The organism is uncultured Tateyamaria sp., from assembly GCF_947487805.1.
GTDB lineage: Bacteria > Pseudomonadota > Alphaproteobacteria > Rhodobacterales > Rhodobacteraceae > Tateyamaria.
The window spans coordinates 776392-798190 of the sequence record NZ_CANKXW010000001.1 but is presented as its reverse complement, the minus strand read 5'-3'; the positions used below and the strand labels follow the sequence as shown (position 1 = coordinate 798190).

At 63.4% G+C, this 21799-nt stretch carries 22 protein-coding genes; 9 read left to right on the top strand and 13 right to left on the bottom strand.

Going from position 1 to position 21799, the window contains the following annotated elements:
- Positions 1-89: 89 nt before the first annotated feature.
- Positions 90-2411, top strand: a complete 2322-nt coding sequence (gene clpA, locus Q0949_RS04080; RefSeq protein WP_299368901.1) for an ATP-dependent Clp protease ATP-binding subunit ClpA — start codon at positions 90-92, stop codon at positions 2409-2411.
- Positions 2411-3379, top strand: a complete 969-nt coding sequence (locus tag Q0949_RS04075; RefSeq protein ID WP_299368899.1) for a M23 family metallopeptidase — start codon at positions 2411-2413, stop codon at positions 3377-3379. Before clpA ends, Q0949_RS04075 begins: the two co-directional genes overlap by 1 nt.
- Before the next feature lie 2 nt (positions 3380-3381).
- Here the strand turns inward: Q0949_RS04075 and Q0949_RS04070 are convergent, their stop codons facing one another.
- From Q0949_RS04070 to Q0949_RS04060, 3 genes are all read right to left on the bottom strand, one after another.
- Complete coding sequence (locus Q0949_RS04070) at positions 3382-5970, bottom strand: peptidoglycan -binding protein (RefSeq protein WP_299368897.1); 2589 nt, start codon at positions 5968-5970, stop codon at positions 3382-3384.
- Positions 5971-5972: 2 nt separating this feature from the next.
- Positions 5973-7190 (bottom strand): biopolymer transporter ExbB, encoded by a 1218-nt coding sequence (locus tag Q0949_RS04065; protein WP_299368895.1) that lies wholly within the window; start codon positions 7188-7190, stop codon positions 5973-5975.
- A 74-nt stretch (positions 7191-7264) separates the two neighbouring features.
- Entirely contained in the window at positions 7265-7795 is a 531-nt protein-coding gene (locus Q0949_RS04060; protein WP_299368893.1) for a gamma-glutamylcyclotransferase, read from the bottom strand.
- Between the two features lie 65 nt (positions 7796-7860).
- On the opposite strand from Q0949_RS04060, the gene Q0949_RS04055 reads away from it, so the two are divergent.
- A complete protein-coding gene (locus Q0949_RS04055; protein ID WP_299368891.1) occupies positions 7861-8859 on the top strand; it encodes a DUF2125 domain-containing protein in 999 nt (332 codons plus the stop codon).
- Between the two features lie 2 nt (positions 8860-8861).
- On the opposite strand, the gene Q0949_RS04050 is transcribed toward Q0949_RS04055, so the two are convergent.
- The 4 genes from Q0949_RS04050 to Q0949_RS04035 form a co-directional block, all read right to left on the bottom strand.
- Entirely contained in the window at positions 8862-9623 is a 762-nt protein-coding gene (locus Q0949_RS04050) for an extensin family protein (protein WP_299368889.1), read from the bottom strand.
- A complete protein-coding gene (locus Q0949_RS04045) occupies positions 9620-10531 on the bottom strand; it encodes a prephenate/arogenate dehydrogenase family protein (protein WP_299368887.1) in 912 nt (303 codons plus the stop codon). Before Q0949_RS04045 ends, Q0949_RS04050 begins: the two co-directional genes overlap by 4 nt.
- Positions 10528-11616 (bottom strand): histidinol-phosphate transaminase, encoded by a 1089-nt coding sequence (gene hisC, locus Q0949_RS04040; protein WP_299368885.1) that lies wholly within the window; start codon positions 11614-11616, stop codon positions 10528-10530. The genes Q0949_RS04045 and hisC overlap by 4 nt, the downstream gene beginning before the upstream one ends.
- A 357-nt stretch (positions 11617-11973) precedes the next feature.
- The gene (locus tag Q0949_RS04035) at positions 11974-12393 is read right to left on the bottom strand and encodes a hypothetical protein (protein WP_299368884.1); all 420 of its coding nucleotides are present in this window, start codon (positions 12391-12393) and stop codon (positions 11974-11976) included.
- Positions 12394-12503: 110 nt separating this feature from the next.
- Between Q0949_RS04035 and Q0949_RS04030 the strand changes: the two genes are divergently transcribed.
- Positions 12504-13250 (top strand): helix-turn-helix transcriptional regulator, encoded by a 747-nt coding sequence (locus Q0949_RS04030; protein ID WP_299368882.1) that lies wholly within the window; start codon positions 12504-12506, stop codon positions 13248-13250.
- Here Q0949_RS04030 and Q0949_RS04025 read toward each other — a convergent pair.
- The 3 genes from Q0949_RS04025 to Q0949_RS04015 all read right to left on the bottom strand — a co-directional run bounded on the left by Q0949_RS04025 (position 13247) and on the right by Q0949_RS04015 (position 15242).
- Entirely contained in the window at positions 13247-13735 is a 489-nt protein-coding gene (locus tag Q0949_RS04025) for a DUF2867 domain-containing protein (RefSeq protein ID WP_299368880.1), read from the bottom strand. The genes Q0949_RS04030 and Q0949_RS04025 overlap by 4 nt on opposite strands.
- Positions 13736-13913: 178 nt before the next feature.
- The gene (rpsD, locus tag Q0949_RS04020) at positions 13914-14534 is read right to left on the bottom strand and encodes a 30S ribosomal protein S4 (RefSeq protein ID WP_299368878.1); all 621 of its coding nucleotides are present in this window, start codon (positions 14532-14534) and stop codon (positions 13914-13916) included.
- Between the two features lie 132 nt (positions 14535-14666).
- Positions 14667-15242, bottom strand: coding sequence for a DNA-3-methyladenine glycosylase I (locus Q0949_RS04015; RefSeq protein WP_299368876.1), 576 nt, complete (start codon positions 15240-15242; stop codon positions 14667-14669).
- A 120-nt stretch (positions 15243-15362) separates the two neighbouring features.
- Between Q0949_RS04015 and Q0949_RS04010 the strand changes: the two genes are divergently transcribed.
- The 5 genes from Q0949_RS04010 to Q0949_RS03990 all read left to right on the top strand — a co-directional run bounded on the left by Q0949_RS04010 (position 15363) and on the right by Q0949_RS03990 (position 20520).
- Complete coding sequence (locus Q0949_RS04010) at positions 15363-16202, top strand: EAL domain-containing protein (RefSeq protein ID WP_299368874.1); 840 nt, start codon at positions 15363-15365, stop codon at positions 16200-16202.
- 139 nt (positions 16203-16341) lie between these two features.
- Positions 16342-17517 (top strand): acetyl-CoA C-acetyltransferase, encoded by a 1176-nt coding sequence (locus Q0949_RS04005; RefSeq protein ID WP_299368872.1) that lies wholly within the window; start codon positions 16342-16344, stop codon positions 17515-17517.
- A gap of 141 nt (positions 17518-17658) precedes the next feature.
- The gene (phbB, locus tag Q0949_RS04000) at positions 17659-18381 is read left to right on the top strand and encodes an acetoacetyl-CoA reductase (RefSeq protein ID WP_299368870.1); all 723 of its coding nucleotides are present in this window, start codon (positions 17659-17661) and stop codon (positions 18379-18381) included.
- A gap of 322 nt (positions 18382-18703) precedes the next feature.
- Positions 18704-19651, top strand: coding sequence for a transcriptional regulator GcvA (locus Q0949_RS03995; RefSeq protein WP_299368868.1), 948 nt, complete (start codon positions 18704-18706; stop codon positions 19649-19651).
- Positions 19648-20520, top strand: coding sequence for an EamA family transporter (locus tag Q0949_RS03990; protein ID WP_299368866.1), 873 nt, complete (start codon positions 19648-19650; stop codon positions 20518-20520). The genes Q0949_RS03995 and Q0949_RS03990 overlap by 4 nt, the downstream gene beginning before the upstream one ends.
- A gap of 9 nt (positions 20521-20529) precedes the next feature.
- Here Q0949_RS03990 and Q0949_RS03985 read toward each other — a convergent pair whose 3' ends face one another.
- The 3 genes from Q0949_RS03985 to Q0949_RS03975 form a co-directional block, all read right to left on the bottom strand.
- Entirely contained in the window at positions 20530-20694 is a 165-nt protein-coding gene (locus Q0949_RS03985) for a DUF465 domain-containing protein (protein ID WP_299368864.1), read from the bottom strand.
- Between the two features lie 112 nt (positions 20695-20806).
- Complete coding sequence (locus Q0949_RS03980) at positions 20807-21550, bottom strand: methyltransferase (RefSeq protein ID WP_299368862.1); 744 nt, start codon at positions 21548-21550, stop codon at positions 20807-20809.
- Positions 21528-21743, bottom strand: a complete 216-nt coding sequence (locus tag Q0949_RS03975) for a DUF2007 domain-containing protein (protein WP_299368860.1) — start codon at positions 21741-21743, stop codon at positions 21528-21530. Before Q0949_RS03975 ends, Q0949_RS03980 begins: the two co-directional genes overlap by 23 nt.
- Positions 21744-21799: the final 56 nt, after the last annotated feature.

Below are 21799 nucleotides of genomic sequence, written 5' to 3'. Positions count from 1 at the left end.
CCAAACTTAAACACATGAGGCCATGGTTGGTTCGGGGCCTCGATATTCCTTGATGCCCCACCCGACCCCGAGCGATAAGGAGCACTGCCGTGCCTTCATTCTCGACCACACTTGAAAAAGCCATTCATCAGGCTCTTGCGCTGGCCAACGATCGCCGGCACGAATTCGCAACGCTCGAGCATCTGTTGCTGGCGCTGGTGGATGAACCCGACGCGCGCCGCGTCATGCAGGCCTGTTCGGTCGACATCGACGAATTGCGCGGCACACTGAACGAATTTGTCGACGATGACCTGTCGAACCTTGTCACCGACATCGATGGATCGGAGGCCGTGCCCACGGCCGCGTTCCAGCGCGTGATCCAACGCGCGGCGATCCATGTGCAATCGTCTGGCCGTACGGAAGTGACGGGCGCCAATGTTCTGGTCGCAATTTTTGCCGAACGCGAGTCGAACGCCGCCTATTTCCTGCAAGAGCAGGACATGACGCGCTATGATGCGGTGAACTTCATCGCCCACGGCGTGGCCAAGGACCCGGCCTTTGGTGAAAGCCGCCCGGTATCCGGCGCACCCGAAGCCGAAGAGGAGGCGCAGGGCGTCACCGAAGGCGAAAAGAAGGAAAGCGCGCTGGCCAAATACTGCGTCGACCTGAACGAAAAGTCGCGTGAGGGCGACATTGATCCGCTGATCGGCCGCTCGGACGAGGTGGAGCGCTGCATTCAGGTGCTGTGCCGCCGTCGCAAGAACAACCCCCTTTTGGTCGGCGACCCCGGCGTGGGCAAAACGGCCATTGCCGAAGGGCTTGCGCGCAAGATCGTCGCTGGCGAAACACCCGAAGTGCTGTCCGGAACGACCATCTACTCGCTCGATATGGGTGCGCTGCTGGCGGGCACACGCTATCGCGGTGATTTCGAGGAACGCCTGAAGGCGGTTGTCACCGAGCTTGAAGAGCACAAGGACGCCGTCCTGTTCATCGATGAGATCCACACCGTCATCGGTGCAGGTGCCACATCAGGTGGTGCCATGGACGCTTCCAACCTGCTGAAACCTGCGCTTCAGGGCGGCAAGCTGCGCACCATGGGATCGACCACCTACAAAGAGTTCCGTCAGCATTTCGAGAAGGACCGCGCGCTGTCGCGTCGTTTCCAGAAGATCGACGTGAACGAGCCGTCGGTGGAAGATGCCACCAAGATCCTCAAGGGCCTCAAACCCTATTTCGAGGATCACCACGGGGTCAAATACACCTCGGACGCAATCAAGACATCTGTTGAGCTTGCCAGCCGGTACATCAACGACCGCAAGCTGCCTGACAGCGCCATCGACGTGATCGATGAGGCGGGTGCCGCCCAGCATCTGGTCGCCGCCGCCAAACGCCGCAAGACCATTGGCACCAAGGAGATCGAGAATGTCGTGGCCAAGATCGCCCGCATTCCACCGAAAAACGTGTCCAAGGACGATGCGGAGACCCTCAAGGATCTCGAAGCATCCCTGAAACGCGTGGTCTTTGGTCAGGACGACGCCATTGTCGCCCTGTCCTCCGCGATCAAGCTGGCACGGGCAGGCTTGCGCGAGCCGGAAAAACCCATCGGCAACTACCTGTTCGCGGGGCCGACAGGTGTGGGCAAGACCGAGGTCGCCAAACAGCTGGCAGACACGCTGGGTGTGGAAATGCTGCGCTTTGACATGTCGGAATACATGGAGAAACACGCGGTCTCCCGCCTGATCGGCGCGCCTCCGGGCTATGTCGGCTTTGACCAGGGTGGCATGCTGACCGACGGTGTCGACCAGCACCCGCACTGTGTGCTCCTGCTCGACGAGATGGAGAAGGCGCATCCGGACGTTTACAACATCCTGTTGCAGGTGATGGACCACGGCAAGCTGACCGACCACAATGGCCGGACGGTGGATTTCCGCAACGTGATCCTGATCATGACGTCGAATGCCGGTGCATCCGATATGGCCAAGGCCGCCATCGGGTTTGGCCGCGACCGCCGCGAGGGCGAGGACACCGCCGCAATCGAGCGGACGTTCACGCCCGAGTTCCGCAACCGTCTGGATGCCGTGATCAGCTTTGCACCCTTGGGCAAGGATACCATCCTGTCCGTGGTCGAAAAGTTCGTGCTGCAACTCGAGGCACAGCTGATGGATCGCAACGTGACCATCGAACTGACGCGTCCTGCCGCCGAATGGCTGGCCGACAAGGGCTATGACGACAAGATGGGCGCACGCCCTCTGGGCCGCGTCATCCAGGAGTACATCAAGAAGCCGCTGGCCGAAGAACTGCTGTTCGGCAAGTTGATGAAAGGCGGCGTGGTCAAGGTCGGCGTCAAGAACGGCGCGCTCGACCTCAAGCTTGAGGGGCCGGACAATCCGCGCCTGTCGGGTGACAAGCCACCGCTTCTGACCGCGGACTGATGCGCGCAGCAGCACTGCTTGCCGCGTTTACAACCCTCGCCGCCGGTCCACTGGCGGCGAGGGATATCATTTTAAATCCACCGATTGACTGCGATCTGGGCAGTGAGTGCTTTGTCCAGCAATATGTCGACCACGATCCGTCCAATCAGGCGATGGATTTCCGCTGTTCCAGCTTGAGTTACGACACCCATCAGGGCACCGATTTCGCGTTACGGTCGCTGGATCAGATGCGCCGCGGCGTGGACGTGATCGCAGCGGCACCCGGCACGGTGCGTGCGACGCGGGACGGTATGGAAGATGCCCTTTTTACCCCCTCCCGCGCGTCACAGATCAGCGGCAGGGAATGTGGAAATGGCGTTGTCGTGGATCACGGCGGTGGTTGGACAACCCAGTATTGCCACATGAAGCGGGGCTCGATCGCCGTGAAGCAGGGCGAACGGGTGCGTAAGTCCACGCCGCTTGGTCAGGTTGGCCTGTCCGGTCGGACGCAGTTCCCACATGTCCACCTGACTGTCCGCAAGGACGGAAAAGTCGTGGATCCGTTCGATCCGGACAACAAGATCAGTTGCGGCGCGCCGAGCGGCACGACGCTTTGGCAGACCGAACTGCCCTATCGCCCCGGCGGAATCCTGACCGTCGGATTCTCCGACCGCGTGCCCAAGTTTGATCAGGTGAAACAGGGCACCGCCGCAGAGACGACCCTGCCCACCGATGCGCCTGCGCTCGTCGTGTTCGGCTATGCCTTTGGTGGCAAGAAAGGCGACCGCGTGCGTTTGGTCATCGATGCCCCGAACGGGCCGATGATGGACGAGACCGTGATCCTCGACAAAAATCAGGCGCAGTTCTTTCGTGCCGTGGGCAAGAAACGCACCGCCCTTTGGACACCGGGCACCTATCGCGGAACTGTCACGTTGATGCGTGGCAATCGCGAAATCAACTTCGAAACCGGCAGTGTTGTTGTCCGCTAAGCCTATTTCTCGGTAAATTTCAACTCGATCCGCCGGTTCTGGGCACGGGCCGCCGCGGTGTCCTCCGGGTTGATCGGCTGGTACTGGCCAAAGCCATTGGCCGACAGACGATCCGGCGGAATCCCGAGGAAATTCACCATATATTTCACAACCGACAAAGCTCGCGCCTGGCTGAGTTCCCAGTTGTCAGCGAACTCACCCGTACCGGACAGCGGCACGTTGTCCGTGTGGCCATCGACGCGGATCACCCAATCAATCTCGGCCGGAATGTCATCGGCGATGTTGCGCAGAATGCCCGCGATCTTGGCGATCTCGCCCTCGCCTTCTCCCGACAGGTCGGCGCCACCGGGCGGGAACAGCACTTCGGACGAGAACACGAACCGGTCGCCCACGATACGCACCCCGTCCTGTCCGCCTAGCACGTCGCGGAGCCTGCCGAAGAACTCGGAGCGATACCGCTCCAGATCCTGCGCTTCGGCGGCCAATGCCGCGCGTTCTGCCTCAAGACGTTTGCGCTCAGCTTCCTCCAGCTCGCGGCGGCGGCGTTCTTCGGCGGCGACACGGGCCAGAGCGGTGTTCAGTTCCGAGCCCAGCGATTGCAGTTGCACGTCCCGTGCGGCATCGCGCGCGACCGCGTCGTCGAGCAAGGCTTGCAATTGCCCCAGTTGTTCGCGCAGGGCCGCAACCTGCTGGTTCAGCAATTCGGTTTGACGCTGGGCCTGCAACGTCGCGGCCTCTTCGGCGCTCAGCGCATCGCGCGCGGCGGCCAGCAGGGCGGCGCGCTGATCGGCCTTGGATGTCTGGTCTGCCAGCGCTGCATCCGCGGCGGTTTTTTGCGCCAGCGCATCCGCTAGGGCGGCGCGCAGCTCCGACGTGTCGCTGCCGAGGTTTTCCAGCTCGGCCTCGGCGGCAAGCCGTGCGGCCAGGGCTGCGGCCAACTGGTCGCGGACCTCCCTGTTACTGCTGCCCGCAGCCTCGGCATCGGCGAGGGCTGCGTCACGGGCGGCGATGGCAGTGGCCAGTTGCACACGCAGATCATCCAGATCGCCGATTTGCGCGGTCAGCTGGCTTTCTGCTGCCACCTTGGCGGCAACAGCCGCCGCCAGCCGGTCCCGCACATCGTCCAGTTCCAGCGCGGAGGCGGCGATGCGCGCCTCAAGCGTGGTCAGCCGCGCCTCGAGCCGTGCGGCGGCCTCGGCGGACAGCTCTTGCGCGGCTTTGGCATCGGCCAGTTGCGCCTGCGTTTCGGCCAACGCCGCCTCGCGCGCGGCGAGCGTCGTCTGCGTTTCGTTGAGTTCGGTCTGAAGCGACGCCGTTGTCGCCGTGCGCCCATCCAATGCCGCTTCGGCAGCGTTCAGCCGGGCCTCGAGCGTCGCCACATCCGCGGACCGTTCGTCCAATTGCCCCAGGGCGCGCGCCAGTTGCGCCTCAAGATCGGCGGCCGCCGCTGCCCCGCCCTCGGCATTCAGCAAGGCTGCGGCCAATTGCGCCTCGAGGCTCGAGCGTTCGCCCGCCAGCGCGGTGTTCTCCGCCTTTGACGCATCCAGCGCCGAAAGGGCCGAGGCCAGCTCGCTTTGCAAGGCGTCGATCCGCGCTTCGGCGGCGGTTTGGCTGCCTTGCGAATTTTCGAGGCGGACCAGTGCGGCGGCGAGTTGCTCTTCGAGCCCGCGCTGGTCGTCCGACAGCGCATCATTCTGCTCCCGCGCCAGCGCCAGTGCAGCCATGACCGTGGCCAGCTCTGCATTCACCTCATCCTCTGCGGCGCGCGCGGCGGCCAGCAGGGTCAGCGTGTCCTCCGCCTCCTGCCGCTGCGCCTCAAGCGCGAGGGTCATCGCGGTGAGCTCGGCATCCGCATTCTCCAGCCGTTCGCGCAGCGCTTGGGCAGCGGCGGCTTCGGCCAGGCGGGCGGCTTCTTCGGCTGTCAGCGCTTGCTGGGCGGCATCCAGATCAGCCTGAAGGGCCGCCGCCTGATCCGCGCTGTCGGCGTTACGGCTGCGCAGATCCGCAATCAAGGCCTGCAACGCTTCTGTCCGTGCGGCGGCAAGGCGCGCAGCCTCGGATTGGGCATCAACTTCCGTCCGGGCTTGCGCCAGCGCAAGGTTCAACGCCTCTTGCTCGGACAAAAGACGCGCCTGCTCCGTCTCAAGCCCCGCGACATTGGACAGGGCGGTGTCGCGTTCGGAAATCAGCGCGGCAACTTGCGCCTCGAAACTCGTGATCCGGGTTTGCGCTGCGTTCAGCGCTGCGGAGGCCGCATCACGCTCGCCTGTAAGTGCGGCTATCTGGGCTGCTTGCAGTGCGACTTGTGATTGGGCGTCGTTCAAGGTCGCATTCAGTGATGACAGGCGTGCATCCAACTGGCTGGCGCGGCGTTCTTCGAGGCCCAGCGCCTGCGCCAGTGCCGCCACCTCGGTGGCCAACTGGTCAAGCTCGGTTTCCTGCCCGCTAATGGTTTCGCGCAGCACGAACTGGACGACCATGAAAATAGTCAGCACGAACATCAGGACCAGCAACAGCCCCGTCATCGCATCCACAAAGCCGGGCCAGATCGATGCCTGAAACCGGGCCCCGGTGCGGCGCGACAGAGCCATGGTTAGCCGTCCCCTTCAGTTTGGGTGTTGCGCGGGCCGCGGTTCCCGTTGTTGCCCTGCCGCCGGTTCTGGCCGCGCGGTTGGCTGAGTGCGGTGGCCAGCGCAGAGATATCCGTGCGCAACTCGGCCATGGTTTCCTGGCGGCCTGCGCTGATCTCTTCGAGGATGCGCAGCATTTGCACGTCGATGGAGCGCAGCCGCATCCGACTTTCTGCGTCGATTCCGTCGCCGGTGCCCTGCCGTTCGATCACCTGGATCAGACGTTCCTGCCCTTCGGCGACCTGCGCCAATGCGTCACCGCCGGCGTCGCGGGCCTGCATCTGCGTGGTCATGCGGTCGACCGCATCGGCCAGTTTGCCCAGCTTTTCATCGACCATCGACCGGCTGATATCGGACTGGGTGAACATGGTTTGCAGGCTTTCCATCTGCTCTGCCAGATGGTCGATCACGCCCGCCATGGCGTTCTGGTCGCTGCTGCCGTCGCCTTCGGAACTCAGGCCCACGCGGGTGATCGAGCTGAGCCACTCTTCGAGCTCGCGGTAAAACCGGTTTTGCCCGTGCCCGGCAAACAGTTCGAGCAAACCGACGATCAGCGATCCCGCAAGCCCCAGCAGCGACGAGGCAAAGGCCACGCCCATTCCGCCCAGCTGCGCCTCGAGCCCGGTCATCAGACGGTTGAACACCTCAACCCCGCCTTCGCCGTCTTGGGGTGCAAGGCTGCGGATGGTGTCCACGACGGCCGGAACGGTTGTAGCCAGGCCATAGAACGTTCCCAAAAGGCCAAGGAAAATCAGCATGTTGACGATGTATCGCGTGATTTCGCGCACCTCATCAATGCGGGTCGCAACGGAATCCAGGATCGACCGTGTGGACGACGCGCTCAGCTGCATGCGCGCGCCGCGCGACCGCAAGAGCGAGGCAAGCGACGCCAGAAGCTGGGGTGCCTTGTCGCTGGCCGACGGGCCGTTGGCGGCAAAGCCTTCGATCCAGCGCACAGACACGATCAGCTGGTAGACCATCCAGAAACACGCCACCACGCCGATCACAAAGACGAACATGATGAACCCGTTCAGGTAGGGGTTCGCCTGGAACACCGGCAAGACGCGCGGCAGCGCCAGAACGGCACCGACGCCCGACAGGACGAGAACGATCAGCATCAGGGCAATTTGCCTGAAGGGCTGCGAGAAATACGGCTGTGCCTCGGGTGTGGTCTGCGCCATGGGCTGGCTCCTGACCCCTATTCTGCTCTGCTTTCCGCGTAATCTATCGGGTTTTAGGCAAAAGCGCCAAGCATTTATGCCAAAATCGCTGCAACGCGGCGTGAGAGCCAATCGAGGTCGGGATCCGCGACACCCAGCGCCGCCAGATGTTGCGCGGTGTTGAACAGATAGTCGCTGTTTGGACCGCGCCCGCCAGTGGCGTGGGCAATGATCTGCGCCTGTTCTTCCAGCGGCAGGCCGCCGCAATACTGCACGTGATCGGGGTCAATCACATAAGTGACCGCAGTGACCTCGCGCCCGTCCGCCAGCGTGAGGGCCAGCATCTTCTCCAGATAGGCTGAGGAGATCAGTTCGCGTTCGCGCAGGTAGGCCAGCGTTGCGTCCTCGGTGCCCGGTGCGACGCGCAAGGCCACGCCCGCACAATGCGCGCCGGGTGCGGCATCCAGCGCGAGGACAAGGCCCGGTTCCGCCTCTGAGCCGCGGTGGTGGATGGAGCGCATGCAGAACGACCGCGCCCAACCGGGCAAGGTGGCCATCATTTCCTCGGCCACGTCAAAGCCGGGGTTCCACAAAAGGCTGCCATATCCGAATACCCACATGCTCATTGCCACTGGTCCTCTTTGTATTCAGTGGGGTAGACCCGATTCCACAACAGAGGGAAAGAGGGCCGATGCGCAAAATCCTGTGGGTGATCTTGCTGGCGGGGCTGGCATGGTGTGGATGGTGGTTCGCGGCCTCGTCGGGCATGCGGGGCGCTGTGGCTGCGTGGTTCGACGCGCGCAGCGCCGAAGGCTGGCAGGCGGAGGTCGGCACCATAGAGGGTGGCGGCTTTCCGATGACCCTGTCCGCCGGGTTGCGCGACATTGCCGTGGCCGACCCTGCCGCGGGCGTTGCGGTCGAGACTGCGGCGCTCGACATCACGGCACCCGCGTGGTGGCCCGGCGACGTGACGGTCACACTGGACGAGGGGCCGATCCTGCTGGCCTCGCCTTTAGGGCGGTCGACATTGACCATGCAGGACGGCGTCATGGCGCTGGCGCTTCACCCCGGTACAGCGCTCGAGTTGGAGCAGCTGGGCTGGACCGCCGGGCCGTGGCAGGTGCGCGACGGGGCGGCGACGCAGATGTCGGCCGAGAGCCTCACCTTGACGATGACACAGACCGATGGTGCGACCTATGACCTCGTGGCCTTTGCCGATGCGTTTGCGCCGGGCGATGCGATACGCGCAGCACTACGCCTGCCCGACAGCATTCCACAGGCGTTCGAAAGCCTGCGCATGCAGGCGACGGTGGGCTTTGACACCCCGTGGGACCGGCGCGCGCTGGATCAGGCGCGGCCACAGCCGCGCGTCATTGATCTGCATCTGGCAGAGGCCATTTGGGGCGACGTGGTGCTGAACCTGTCCGCCGATCTGACCGTGGATGTCGCTGGCGTGCCCGACGGCACCGTCACCTTGCAGGCAGAGAACTGGCTCAAGATGCTGGATCTGGCCCAGGCCGCCGGCATCCTGCCGCCGCAATTCCGCGGGCAGGCCGAGGGGCTGTTGGGCATGCTGGCCGGTGCCTCGGGCAACGAAGAGACGCTGGATGTCGAATTGACCCTCAGCGGCGGCGCGGTGCGCTTGGGCTTTATCCCGCTGGGCCCAGCCCCGCGGCTGATCATCCGCTAGGGTCAGCGGCAGTAGGACCCGTTGCGGTAGCGCGCGGTGTCAAAGTGGAAGTGATCGCGGTGAAACCGGTCCGAATTGGGGCCGAGAACAGTGCCAAAGGGCCCACACGCCGCCTTGTGCATGGATTTCAGCGCGCGCCCGTGGCGCGAGTTCCAGTCGTTCAGGACCGTCAGCCGCGTGCCGTCCTTCATGGTGAAGGCCGAGATGTCGATGGCCCGCCCCTTGCCATGCTCCGAGATCCGCGCGCCGGGCTGATTGTTCCGTGTCCGGCAGGCGTAATGCGCGGCCACCCTGTAAGAGGCCAGCCCACCGCCAACGCGGCGCAGCGCAGGTTTCGCCCCTTTGTTCGTCCACGTTTTCAAGGCTTTGGCCGTGTTGCAATCCATCAGCGCCGGTTGGCTGAGCGTCACGCCGGACACCGACCGCAGTCGTACCGCATCGGCGATCCCGCAACCGGGGATGCGGCCCGGCACGGCCCCCACCGCATCGCCCTGAAGGTCCGGATCACCGCAGACTTGCCCCTTGCGTCGTTCTGCACGGCGGGTCATGGCGCGCTGGACAATCGATGGTGGGCGGATGCTGGGGCGCAGGGTGCTGGTGGCCGTGGGCAGTGCTGCGGCAACCTTGACCTGTTCGAGACTGGGCACCGGCACGCCGACATTGCGCGCATCCGTGCCCGCACGCGCCACGGGCCGCTTGGACACATCTGGTGCTGCGGAAGCGGCACTTGCCACCAGCAAACAGACCAGCGCCAGCCGTTTCATCGCACGCCACCGCGCCCAAAGTCGGGCGCATCCGTGTCTTGCCCGGCCTCGATGATGCCCCGCCGGATGGCGCGGGTGCGGGTGAAATAGTCGTGCAGATGGTCGCCGTCGCCGGTGCGGATCGCGCGCTGCAGGGCAAACAGCTCTTCGGTAAAGCGGCCAAGGATTTCCAGCGTGGCATCCTTGTTGGTCAGGAACACGTCGCGCCACATGGTCGGGTCGGATGCGGCAATGCGGGTAAAGTCGCGAAAACCCGCGGCCGAGAATTTGACAACTTCGCTGTCCGTCACGCGGCCCAGGTCATCGGCCACACCGACCATCGTGTAGGCGATCAGGTGCGGCGCATGGCTGGTTACGGCACAGACCAGATCGTGGCGCTCCGGCTCCATCTCTTCGACATTCGAGCCCAGCGCCTCCCAATAGCTGCGCAGCCTGGCCACCGCTGCCGGGTCGCTGCCCTCTGTGGGGACCAGCAGGCACCACCGGTTGTCAAAAAGCTCGGCAAAGCCGGATTCGGGGCCCGAATGCTCGGTCCCCGCCATGGGGTGTCCAGGTACGAAATGCACGCCCTCGGGCAGGTGCGGGCCAACCGCGTCGATCACCGCGCGCTTGACCGAGCCTACGTCCGTTACGGTCGCGCCGGGTGCCAGATGCGGTGCCATTTCGGCGGCAATCGCGCCCATGGCACCGACCGGCACGCAGAGCACAATCAGATCGGCCCCCTCGACCGCTTCGGCCACGCTGTCACAGACACGGTCGCACAGGCCAATCCGCCGCGCGGTGTCCCGCGTCTCTTGCGTCCGGGCAAAGCCGGTAACTTCGCCCGCCACATTCGCCCGTTTCATCGCCCAGAACATGGAGGACGCGATCAGACCCAGCCCGATCAGGGCCACACGGTTGTACATCATGCTGCGGCCTCTTCGCGCCAGCGGGTCAGGGCCGCGATCACGCGCCCTGTCTGATCCGCATCACCCACGGTGATCCGCAGCCCTTCGGGAAAGCCATAGCCACCCACCCGCCGGATCAGGATTCCGTCCGCGTTCAACGCCGCCTCCGCCGCATCTGCGTCGGCAACCGACGCGGCCCGCGCCAACACGAAATTGGTGTCACTGTCATCGCAGGCCAGCCCAAGCTGTCGCAACGCGCCGGTCAGCCGCGCGCGCTGTGTGGCGTTCCGCGTAGCGCAGTCATCGACCCATGCGGTGTCGCGCACTGCTGCCTCTGCTGCGGCAAGTGCCACGGTCGACAGGTTGAACGGCTGGCGGATACGGGTCATCACATCGATCAGCGCCCGTGGGCCATAGCCCCATCCGACGCGCAGACCGCCAAGGCCGTAGATCTTGGAAAATGTGCGTGTCATCAGCACATTGGGGCGGGTCTCGGCCAGCGCCAGGCCGCCATCGTACCCATCCGCATATTCCGTATAGGCCCCGTCGATCACCAGGATCACATGCATGGGCAGGCCATCGGCCAGGCGCACCACCTCGCTGTCGGGCAAGCGCGTGCCTGTGGGATTGCCCGGATTGGTCAGCAACACGATCCGCGTCGCCTGTGTCACCGCACCAAGGATCGCGTCCACGTCCACGACCCTGTCCGCCTCTGGCACACAGACGGGCGTGGCCCCCGCCATCCGCGCCAGGATCGGGTACATGGAAAACCCGTGCGCGGTGTGGATGATCTCGTCCCCCGGACCTGAAAACGCCTGTGTCACGAACTGCAACACCTCGTCCGATCCGACTCCACAGATCACCCGGTCCGCCGCGACGCCCCAAACCTCGGAAATGGCGGTGCGCAGGTCGGCGTGATCCGTCGATGGATAGAGGTGCATGCCCCCCGCCGCTTCGGCCAGCGCCGTCATCGCGGCAGGCACAGGCCCCGCCGGATTCTCGTTCGAGCTGAGCTTGAGCACGTTGTCCACGCCCGCCAGATGCGACGCACCGCCCTGATACAAGGCGATGTCCATGATGCCGGGTTGCGGTGTGATGCGGGTCATTGGGGCTCTCCTTCCCGTGTCGCGCCCGTTTTAGGGGGCCGACCCGACGGTGACCAGTGACAAAAATGCACCCGACCGCGCACAGGCGACAGGCCGCAAAGGCAAACGCCGGAGACCGGACGGACCGATCCCCGGCGGGGTGTGAGTGGTGACTCGATTGATCTTGCGAGAAACGGCGCCGACATCGTGCGTTGCACGGGCCAAAATCAGCTCATGCGCGCGATGCCTTTTTCGGGGACGTTGCGGGCGCTTTGCGGCGCCGCGCGTGATGTCTTTGGGACTCCAAATTCACTTAACCAATGGGTAAGCCTACCACAGGTTGCATTTTTGCCTAGCCGATTCGTGGCCTTTTGCCCTTCACCCCTTCGCCGGTCGCCACAGCGGCCCCACGGCGATCACCAGTACAAGCACGTTGAACAGGGCGTTTGATGTCGTTCCGGACGCGATGGAGCCTGCACTGTCCAGCACAAACCACGCCAGAAGGCCCGTCAGGACCGCGCGCCGCACACCCTCGGGTGCCGCGTCATAGACCCACAAACGCAGGCACCAGATCATCACACCCCAGCCAAACAGAAACCCGCCCGTCAGCGCAGACAGGAACCGCGTGCCATAGGCATCGTAGTCGGGCGATCCGTTCAACGGCCAACTCAACAGGTCCAGCGACCAGCGTGCAGGCTCTGCCGTGGCCGCCATCGTGCCAAGGAAAAAGACCGGCCCGAAGGACCCGACAACCACCGCAGTGATTGCCAGCCAGGACTTGTGAAACTCTTTGGTCATGTGCCCTGTCTCCTTGCGTGGCGTGTCGATGACTTAGATCGGGACCGATGCGCCCATCAATTACCTCACAGGTAATGGTCGTGCGGGCACTGGGGCGCTAGGCTCGGGGCATGACAGATTTTCCCGGAACCCTGCGTACGTGGCGCAAGGCGCGCAGGCTGAGCCAGCTGGACCTTGCCGGAGAGGCCGACGTATCGGCGCGCCACATCTCCTTTCTGGAAAGCGGGCGCGCGCGGCCCAGCCGCGAGATGATCGCGCGGCTCAGCGATGCGCTGACCCTGCCACTGGATGCGCGCAACCAGATGCTGACCCATGCGGGATTTGCCGCACGCTATCCCGGACGCGCCTGGGACGCGGCCGACATGGCCCCCATCCGCGCCGCGGTCGATCACATGTTGCAGGCGCATGCGCCGTTACCGGCCATGGCCGTCGATCGGCTCTGGACCGTGCTCGAGATGAACGCGCCCGGCCGCAAATTGTTTGCCATGCTGGGCCTTGAACCCGGCGCGTCGATGCTGGATCTGATGATGTCCGACACGCTGCCCGCGATGGTCGAAAACTGGCCAGAGGTTGCACATCATGCCTGCCAGCGCCTGCGCACCGAAAGCGCCGCACAGGGCGGGATCGCGGCCCTCGACCGAACAGCGGATCATCTTGGCCGGGTGCCGATCCGCCACGATCCGCCGCGCAGCCCCGTCGTGCCGACCATTTTTCGCGTGGGCGACATGCGGTTGTCCCTGTTTGCGACCATTGCGCAATTCGGCACACCCGAAGATGTCGCCCTGGAGGACCTCAAGGTCGAGCTGTACTTCCCGGCGGATGCCGCGAGCGCCGCCTTGCTGGACAGTCTGGCCTAGGCCGGGCGCGGTGTCGCGGTCGTGTCTTGCCGCGCCACGCGGGCCAGGGCATCGCGTGCAATCAGAATGTGAAATGGCATGATCGCGGCCAGATAGATCCGTCCGCCGACATTGTGCGGATGTACCCAGGTGGCAAGGGAAACAACTCCATCCTCGGACCGCACGGCCACGCGGAAATCAAGGTGCTTGTCGTCAAACCCGGCGATCAATTCCTGCGCCGTCTCGGTTTCCACCGGGAACGGACCCAGCTTGTCCTGCGCCTGCGGTCCGTCCTGCGACAGGCCAAACGGCGCCGTGATCACCGAACGCAAGGCCACCAATGCCTGCGCCCATGCCGGAAAAGTGGTGATGATCTCGGCCGCTGCGCGCGGCGTAGCAGTGGAAGCCACGCTGTAGCAGTCCAGAAAATCGCCGCGCCCCATCCGGGCATGCAGGGCACTGGCTGTGGCCAATCGGGTGGCGGTCACGCGGGGGGCACGGATCATGGCACATCTCCTTGGATCAGATCCCCCTCAGCCTAGACCGCGCGAAATCTCAGGCCTGCGTGACATCGCGCCACAATCCCGCGCCCCATTGCCGCAGAGGCAGCCACAACGAAAAAGGCCGCCTCCCGGAGGAAGCGGCCTGATCCTTGGCATGTGCGGGGCGATGCCCGCGCAGCGCTTAGTTCTTGGCGTAGAATTCGACCACGAGGTTCGGTTCCATCATCACCGGATAGGGCACGTCGCCCAATGTCGGTGTGCGCACGAATGTCGCGGTCAGCTTGGAGTGATCCACATCCATGTAGTCGGGAACATCACGCTCGGGCAGCTGCGTGGCCTCCAGAACGACGGCCAGTTGCTTGGACCGGTCACGGACCTCGATCACGTCACCCTCTTTCACACGGTAGGAGGGGATGTTGACCTTTTTGCCGTTCACACGGACGTGGCCGTGGTTCACGAACTGACGGGCGGCGAACACGGTCGGAACGAATTTGGCACGGTACACGACAGCGTCCAGACGGCGTTCAAGCAGACCGATCAGGTTTTCACCGGTGTCGCCTTTGACACGTTCGGCTTCGGCATAGATGCGGCGGAACTGCTTTTCCGTCAGGTCGCCGTAGTAGCCTTTCAGCTTCTGCTTGGCGCGCAGCTGAATGCCGAAATCCGACAGCTTGCCCTTGCGGCGCTGACCGTGCTGGCCGGGGCCATATTCGCGGCGGTTGACGGGGGATTTGGGGCGACCCCAAATGTTTTCGCCCATACGGCGATCGATCTTGTACTTGGCAGACGTGCGTTTTGTCACGGCTGATCTCCTTCGGTTCAGGTTTCCAAAGGGCGTTGTCCTCTCCCCGGATTTTGCCGGGACGACAGGGATCTTCTTGCGAAGGCCACCAACACCAATGAAGCCGCGCTTATACGCGCCGATGCGTCAGAGTCAACGCCCCGCCATCGCCGCACATTCCGCATGACGAAAACACGGGGTGATATGGTCGTTGACCAACCCCGTCGCCTCCATGAACGCATAGACAATCGTGGGCCCGACAAATTTGAAACCCCGCGCCCGCAGGTCCTTGGACACCTGTTCGCTCAGCGCGGTCTTGGGCGGAACCTCGGCACGGCTGGCGAAATTGGTTTGAAGCGGGGTACCGTCCACGTAATTCCATAAAAATCGATCGAACCCTTCGTGAACATTAACCTCGAGATAGGCGCGCGCATTGGTGATGGTCGCCTCGATCTTGCCGCGGTGGCGAATGATGCCCGGGTCCCCCAGCAGACGCTGCACATCAGCCTCGCCCCACGTGGCAATGACCGCCGGATCAAAATCCGCAAAAGCTGCGCGGAAATTGTCTCGTTTGCGCAGAATTGTGATCCAACTCAGCCCCGCCTGAAACCCGTCAAGGATCAGCTTCTCCCACAGCGTGCGCGCATCATATTCCGGCACGCCCCATTCGGTGTCGTGATAGGCCACGTATACCGGATCCTGCCCTTCCCAACCGCACCGCTGACACATGCAATCCCCTCCGCCTTTGGTTAACAGATAAAATTAGAACAAAATGCAAACATTAAGGATGTTTTTACGGTCCAACCGCCATTGTGGCCAGACATTTCGACGAGGGGGCGGCTGCTGCCAATGGCCAAATTCAAACCAATCGACATGCCTGCGGGTGCGGACAATCCGCTGAACGCCGCGGTCATGAACCGCGATCGCGACACCTTGGAAATGGTGGCCCAAGCGGTCAAGCACCAGCAGACGCTGCTCGCCTTCCAACCGGTTGTGATCGCTCAGGACAAGGGCCGCGTCGGATTTTACGAGGGGTTGATCCGCGTCATGGACGACACCGGCCGGATCATCCCGGCCAAGGATTTCATGCCCGTTGTCGAACGTACGGAACTGGGCCGTGAGATCGACGTGGTCGCGCTGAACATGGGGCTGAAGACGTTGCATCAGAACCCGTCGGTGCGCCTGTCGATCAACATGTCGGCCCGCTCCATCGGTTATCAGAAATGGATGCAGACCCTGAACCGCTGGCTGAAAAAGGATGAAACCCTTGGCGAACGGCTGATCCTTGAGATCACCGAAGGGTCCGCAATGGACCAACCCGAGCTGGTAGTCGATTTCATGGACCGTCTCAGCGCGCGGGGCATCTGTTTTGCGCTGGATGATTTCGGCGCAGGCTATACAGCACTGCGCTATTTCAAGGAATTCTTCTTTGACGTGCTCAAGATCGACATGCAGTTCTGCAACGGCATCGCCGATGACCCCGACACCCAGGTGCTGACCCGCGCCATGATCCAGATCGGCCACCACTTTGACATGCTGGTTGTGGGCGAGGGCGTGGAACGCGCGGAGGATGTCGAGGTCCTGATGCAACTGGGCGTCGATTGCCTGCAAGGCTACTATTTTCAGGCTCCGCAAGTCCGGCCAAACTGGATGTTCGGCGAACCGCGCAAGGCGGGTATGCGCGCCTGAGACACCCTGTCCGTTTGCGACTACGGCGCGAATCCGGTATCGGGACGGCAATGGCGGGGCAATCTGGGGCCCGCACAACGTGCAGACGGACGTGCATGTCTCGGATCATCCTCGCATAACTGCCAGAGGATTTGCCCCAATGACAAACATCGTGATCGCTTCCGCCGCCCGCACTGCCGTTGGCAGTTTCGGGGGCGCGTTCGCCAATACGCCCGCCCATGATCTGGGCGCCACCATGCTCGAAGCCATCGTGGAGCGCGCGGGCATCGACAAGTCCGAGGTGTCCGAGACGATCCTCGGTCAGGTCCTGACCGCCGCCCAAGGCCAGAACCCCGCCCGTCAGGCGCATATCAACGCCGGTCTGCCCAAGGAAAGCGCGGCGTGGGGCATCAACCAGGTGTGCGGTTCGGGCCTGCGCGCTGTCGCACTCGCCGCACAGCATATCCAGCTGGGCGACGCCGACATCGTGGCCGCCGGTGGCCAGGAGAACATGACCCTCTCGCCCCATGCCGCCGCCCTGCGCGCCGGTCACAAGATGGGAGACCTGAAATATATCGACACCATGATCCGCGACGGTCTGTGGGATGCGTTCAACGGCTACCATATGGGCCAGACGGCAGAGAATGTCGCCGATCAGTGGCAGATCACCCGCGACGCGCAGGACGAATTCGCCGTGGCCAGCCAGAACAAGGCCGAAGCGGCGCAGAAGGCGGGCAAGTTCGCCGACGAAATCACGCCCTTCACGGTCAAGACCCGCAAAGGTGACATCGTGGTGGACGCGGATGAGTACATCCGTCACGGCGCCACCATGGAAGCGATGCAGAAACTGCGCCCCGCCTTCACCAAGGACGGCTCTGTCACGGCCGCCAACGCATCGGGCCTCAATGACGGTGCCGCCGGGGCCCTGCTGATGACGGCCGAAAACGCGGAAAAGCGCGGAATCGAGCCGCTGGCCCGCATCGCAAGCTACGCAACCGCGGGCCTCGATCCTTCGATCATGGGCGTGGGCCCGATCTATGCCAGCCGCAAGGCCCTCGAAAAAGCGGGTTGGAGCGTCGATGACCTCGACCTCGTCGAAGCGAACGAAGCCTTCGCCGCCCAGGCCTGCGCGGTAAACAAGGACATGGGCTGGGATCCTGCGATCGTGAACGTGAACGGCGGCGCGATTGCCATCGGTCACCCCATCGGTGCCTCCGGCGCCCGCGTCCTGAACACCCTGCTCTTCGAAATGAAGCGCCGCGACGCCAAAAAGGGCCTCGCCACATTGTGCATCGGCGGCGGCATGGGCGTGGCCATGTGCCTCGAACGCCCCTGATCCGGTGTAGGGTGCGCCTTCACGGCGCACCTTCCCTCAATTTTTCCAACTTCGCCCAAACGTAACGGCAATGCGCAATAAAGTTGCGCAGCCCAAGCATTTGAGCGAAACATATTGAAAGACATAAAAGGAGTCTCAACAATGTCCCGTGTAGCACTTGTCACCGGCGGATCGCGCGGTATCGGCGCAGCCATTTCCACCGCCCTCAAGGACGCAGGCTATTCCGTCGCCGCGACCTATGCCGGCAATGACGAGGCCGCCGCCGCCTTCACTGACGAAACCGGCATCAAGACGTACAAGTGGAACGTCGCCGATTACGACGAATCTGCTGCCGGGATCGCCCAGGTCGAAGCAGACCTTGGCCCGATCGATGTCGTCGTGGCCAACGCGGGCATCACCCGTGACGCCCCCTTCCACCGCATGACGCCGGAACAGTGGCACCAGGTCGTGGACACCAACCTGACCGGCGTGTTCAACACGGTGCACCCGATCTGGCCCGGCATGCGCGAGCGCAAATTTGGCCGCGTTATCGTGATTTCGTCCATCAACGGGCAAAAGGGCCAGTTCGCCCAGGTGAACTATGCCGCCACCAAGGCCGGTGACCTCGGCATCGTCAAATCGCTGGCGCAGGAAGGTGCGCGCGCAGGCATCACTGCCAATGCGATCTGCCCGGGCTATATCGGCACCGACATGGTCATGGCCGTCCCGGAGAAAGTCCGCGAGTCGATCATCGCTCAGATCCCCGCCGGCCGCTTGGGCGAGCCCGAGGAAATCGCGCGCTGCGTCGTCTTCCTCGCCTCAGACGACTCTGGCTTTATCAACGGTTCGACAATTTCGGCCAATGGCGCGCAATTCTTTGTCTGACGCCGCCGTTCAGGTATAAACCAAATGAAAAAGGGCCGGTGCAGCGATGCACCGGCCCTTTCCTTATCCCGTAAGATGGCGCGCGCCCATCAGCGGGAAGTCTTACCCCCGAAAAGCCAGCTCCAGGCTTCGGCCAAGGCGGCACCGCGCTGAGCGTGGGCCTTTTCCATGGCGTTACGGATGGCGGGTGTGGCGGATGTCTCAAACATTCTTGTGTCTCCTGTGTCGCGGTGTCGCTTCGATTGGGTTGAATATGTGGGATTTGATCCCTCCCGACAAACGAGACTTTTCACGGCTTCACTTAAGGTGTACTTAACTGACCATGCCGGACCGCCTGCCCCCTCTGACCGCCTTGCGCGCCTTTGACGCCGCCGCCCGCCACATGTCCTTTGCCAAGGCGGCAGAGGAATTGCACGTGACACCGGCCGCGCTCAGCTTTCAGATCAAATCGCTCGAAGAGTATTTGGGCACGCAAGTTTTCCGCCGCCTGAACCGTGCGGTCGAGCTAACCGAGGCGGGCAAGGCACTTGCCCCCGGCATCTCCGACGGGTTCCAATCCTTTGCCGCCGCATGGCGATCCGCCTTGAGAACACAGGATAATCAAACACTTACGGTAACCGCAGGCCCAGCATTCACCGCAAAATGGTTGGCGCCACGGCTCTATGACTTCGCGCAGGCTCATCCCGAGGTCGAGCTGCGCTTTTCCGCCTCGCTCAAGATGGTCGATCTGGGCCGCGATCCGATCGACGTGGCGATCCGCTTTGGCTATGGCACGGATGAGGGGCTCTATTCGGTGCCGTTGGCCATGGAATGGGTCTGTCCGGTCATGACGCCGGAGCTTGCAGCGCGCTTCCCGACCCCGGAAAGCCTCAAGGACGCGCCGCTGATTTTTGACGACAGCATCAGTTTTCTCAACCCGCGCAGCGATTGGGAGGTCTGGTTTCGCGCCATGGGCATCCCCTTTGCGCCCAGCCATGGTCCGCGGTTCAGCCAGGCGGACCACGCGGTCGACGCAGCACTGGCTGGTGTGGGCGTCGTGCTGGGCCGCCGCGCGCTGGTGGTCAAGGATATCGACGACGGCCGTTTGGTGGCGCCGTTCCCGACGGCGCTCGACACCGGCGTACGCTTCCGTTTCCTGTGCGCCCAAGGGTCGGAAACCCGCCCGCAGATTGCGGCCTTTCGCGACTGGATCATCGCGGAAATTGACAAGACTTCTCATGTCACCGACGCACTGACCCGCGTACCATCCTCGGAGTATCAAGCGCCATGACACGATCCACCGCGACCCTGACAGGTTTCGTCGCCGTCATTCTGTGGGGTGTTCTGGCCCTGTTGACCGTCGGATCCGCACCGACCCCTCCATTTTTGCTGAATGCGTTGTGTTTTGCCATCGGCGGCGCGCTTGGGCTGGTCTGGACGGCGGCCAATGGGGGCTTGGGGCAACTGCGCGCTGTGCCACTGTATGTCTATGCGTTGGGGACGCTTGGCCTTTTTGGCTATCACGCGCTCTACTTTTCAGCCCTGCGTCTGGCCCCCGCGGCCGAGGCAAGCCTGATCGCCTATCTCTGGCCTTTGCTGATCGTTCTCTTTTCCGGGTTGCTGCCGGGCGAGCGGCTGCGGGGCGGCCATGTGCTGGGTGCGGTCGTCGGGTTTGCCGGGGCCGCGCTTATTGTCAGCGGCGGCGCACAGGGGTTTCAGACAGACGCCCTGCCCGGCTATGCGCTTGCACTGGCCTGCGCGCTGACATGGTCCACCTATTCCGTCATGTCCCGACGTTTTGGCAGCGTGCCCACCGCCTCAGTTGCGGTGTTTTGTGTTGCAAGCGCCGTTCTGTCCATCCCGTTGCACCTGATCACGGAACAAACCGTCTGGCCGCAGGGCAGCCTTGGTTGGGCCAGCGCAATCGGATTGGGTCTGGGGCCTGTGGGATTGGCGTTTTATGTCTGGGATATCGGCGTCAAACGCGGCGATATCCAGATCCTTGGCACCGCATCTTATGCGGCGCCGTTGTTGTCCACGATTGTCCTGGTTCTTGCTGGCGTGGCGGCGCCCAGCTGGACGCTGGTAGCCGCGGCGATTCTCATCACCGCAGGTGCGCTTCTGGCCGCCCGTGCGAGCCTCGGGAAACCCGTGTCGTAGCGTCGAACCTCAGCCCGACAGACGCGTGATTTCTTCTTTCAGTTTGAGCTTTTGCTTTTTCATGGCCGCCACCTGGACGTGATCCGTTGCAGGGGATCGTTGGGCCATATCGACCTGTTCACTCAGGCTCTGGTGCTTCTTTTTCAACTCTTCGAGATGGGCAGTGATGCTCATGCGGGTCCTCCTTGCTGATAAAGTGCACGTGCAGCCAAGCACAAGATATGCGCCAAGTCACGCCGCACGCGCAGCATGTGGATAACAAAAGCATCCCAACCTTAATGAGTGGTTAAAGGGGCAGCGCCGCACCGTTGCGCAAAACGGCTTGGATTTCAGGGGTATAGCTGTCGCCATCGCGCTCGTGCCGCGCACCGCTGTGTAAAATGATCGGAGAATGCAGGCGAAAATCCGCGCGACCGTCCTTGCGTGCCCGGAAAATCACCAGTTCTGCCGGTTTTCCGACCCGAGGACAGATCGGCCAGATTTCGGGCGAGCCCAGACGCCCATGCGCACCGCCCAGCATATCCGGCACCCGTTCGGCCCGGTGGATCATGTGCAGGAACCCCTTGTGCCGCAACCGTCGCGCCGCCGCATCAATCCAGGCCTCCACGTGCGTGTCATAGCCGCGTCCGGCCTCTCGGCCCTGATCGGACGCGCTGTGCCCTGCTGCGCGGTCGAAAAAGGGCGGGTTGGCGATGACGTGATCAAAGCTCCGGCTGCGAATGTCGTGCGGCAAGGCGCGAATGTCCGCCACCGCCGTCTCAAGCCCGTTACGTTCGGCGAGCGCCGCGTACTCCGCCTGCCGTTCCACGCCCAACAGCGACAGGCCCGGCACGCGCGCGCCCAGACACAGCGCCGCCGCCCCCGCACCGCAGCCCAGATCCAAGACAGATTGCCCCGCCCGCGCCGGGATGCTGGCGGCCAGCAGAACCGGATCGACCCCCGCGCGATAGCCCGCGCGCGGCTGCCACAGGTGCAACCGCCCGCCCAGAAAGGCATCGTGGGTCAGGTCATCGTCCGAGGTCGATTTCATTGTCCTGCATCACCCGCAGTGCCGCGTCATATTCATCCGCCCGCACCATCAGCCGACGCGGGAAAATTCCGATGCCGCCTTCGAGGATGCTCATATTTACGTCCATCTGAAAGCAGGCTATATCCTCGCCCTCGAGAAGGGCCGTGGCAAAGGCGATGATCGTCGGGTCGGTGCTGCGCAAAAGTTCCTTCATATCATGGATGTAGGGGCATCCCGTCGCAAATGTCGAGGGGGTGCATTGGGGCAAGG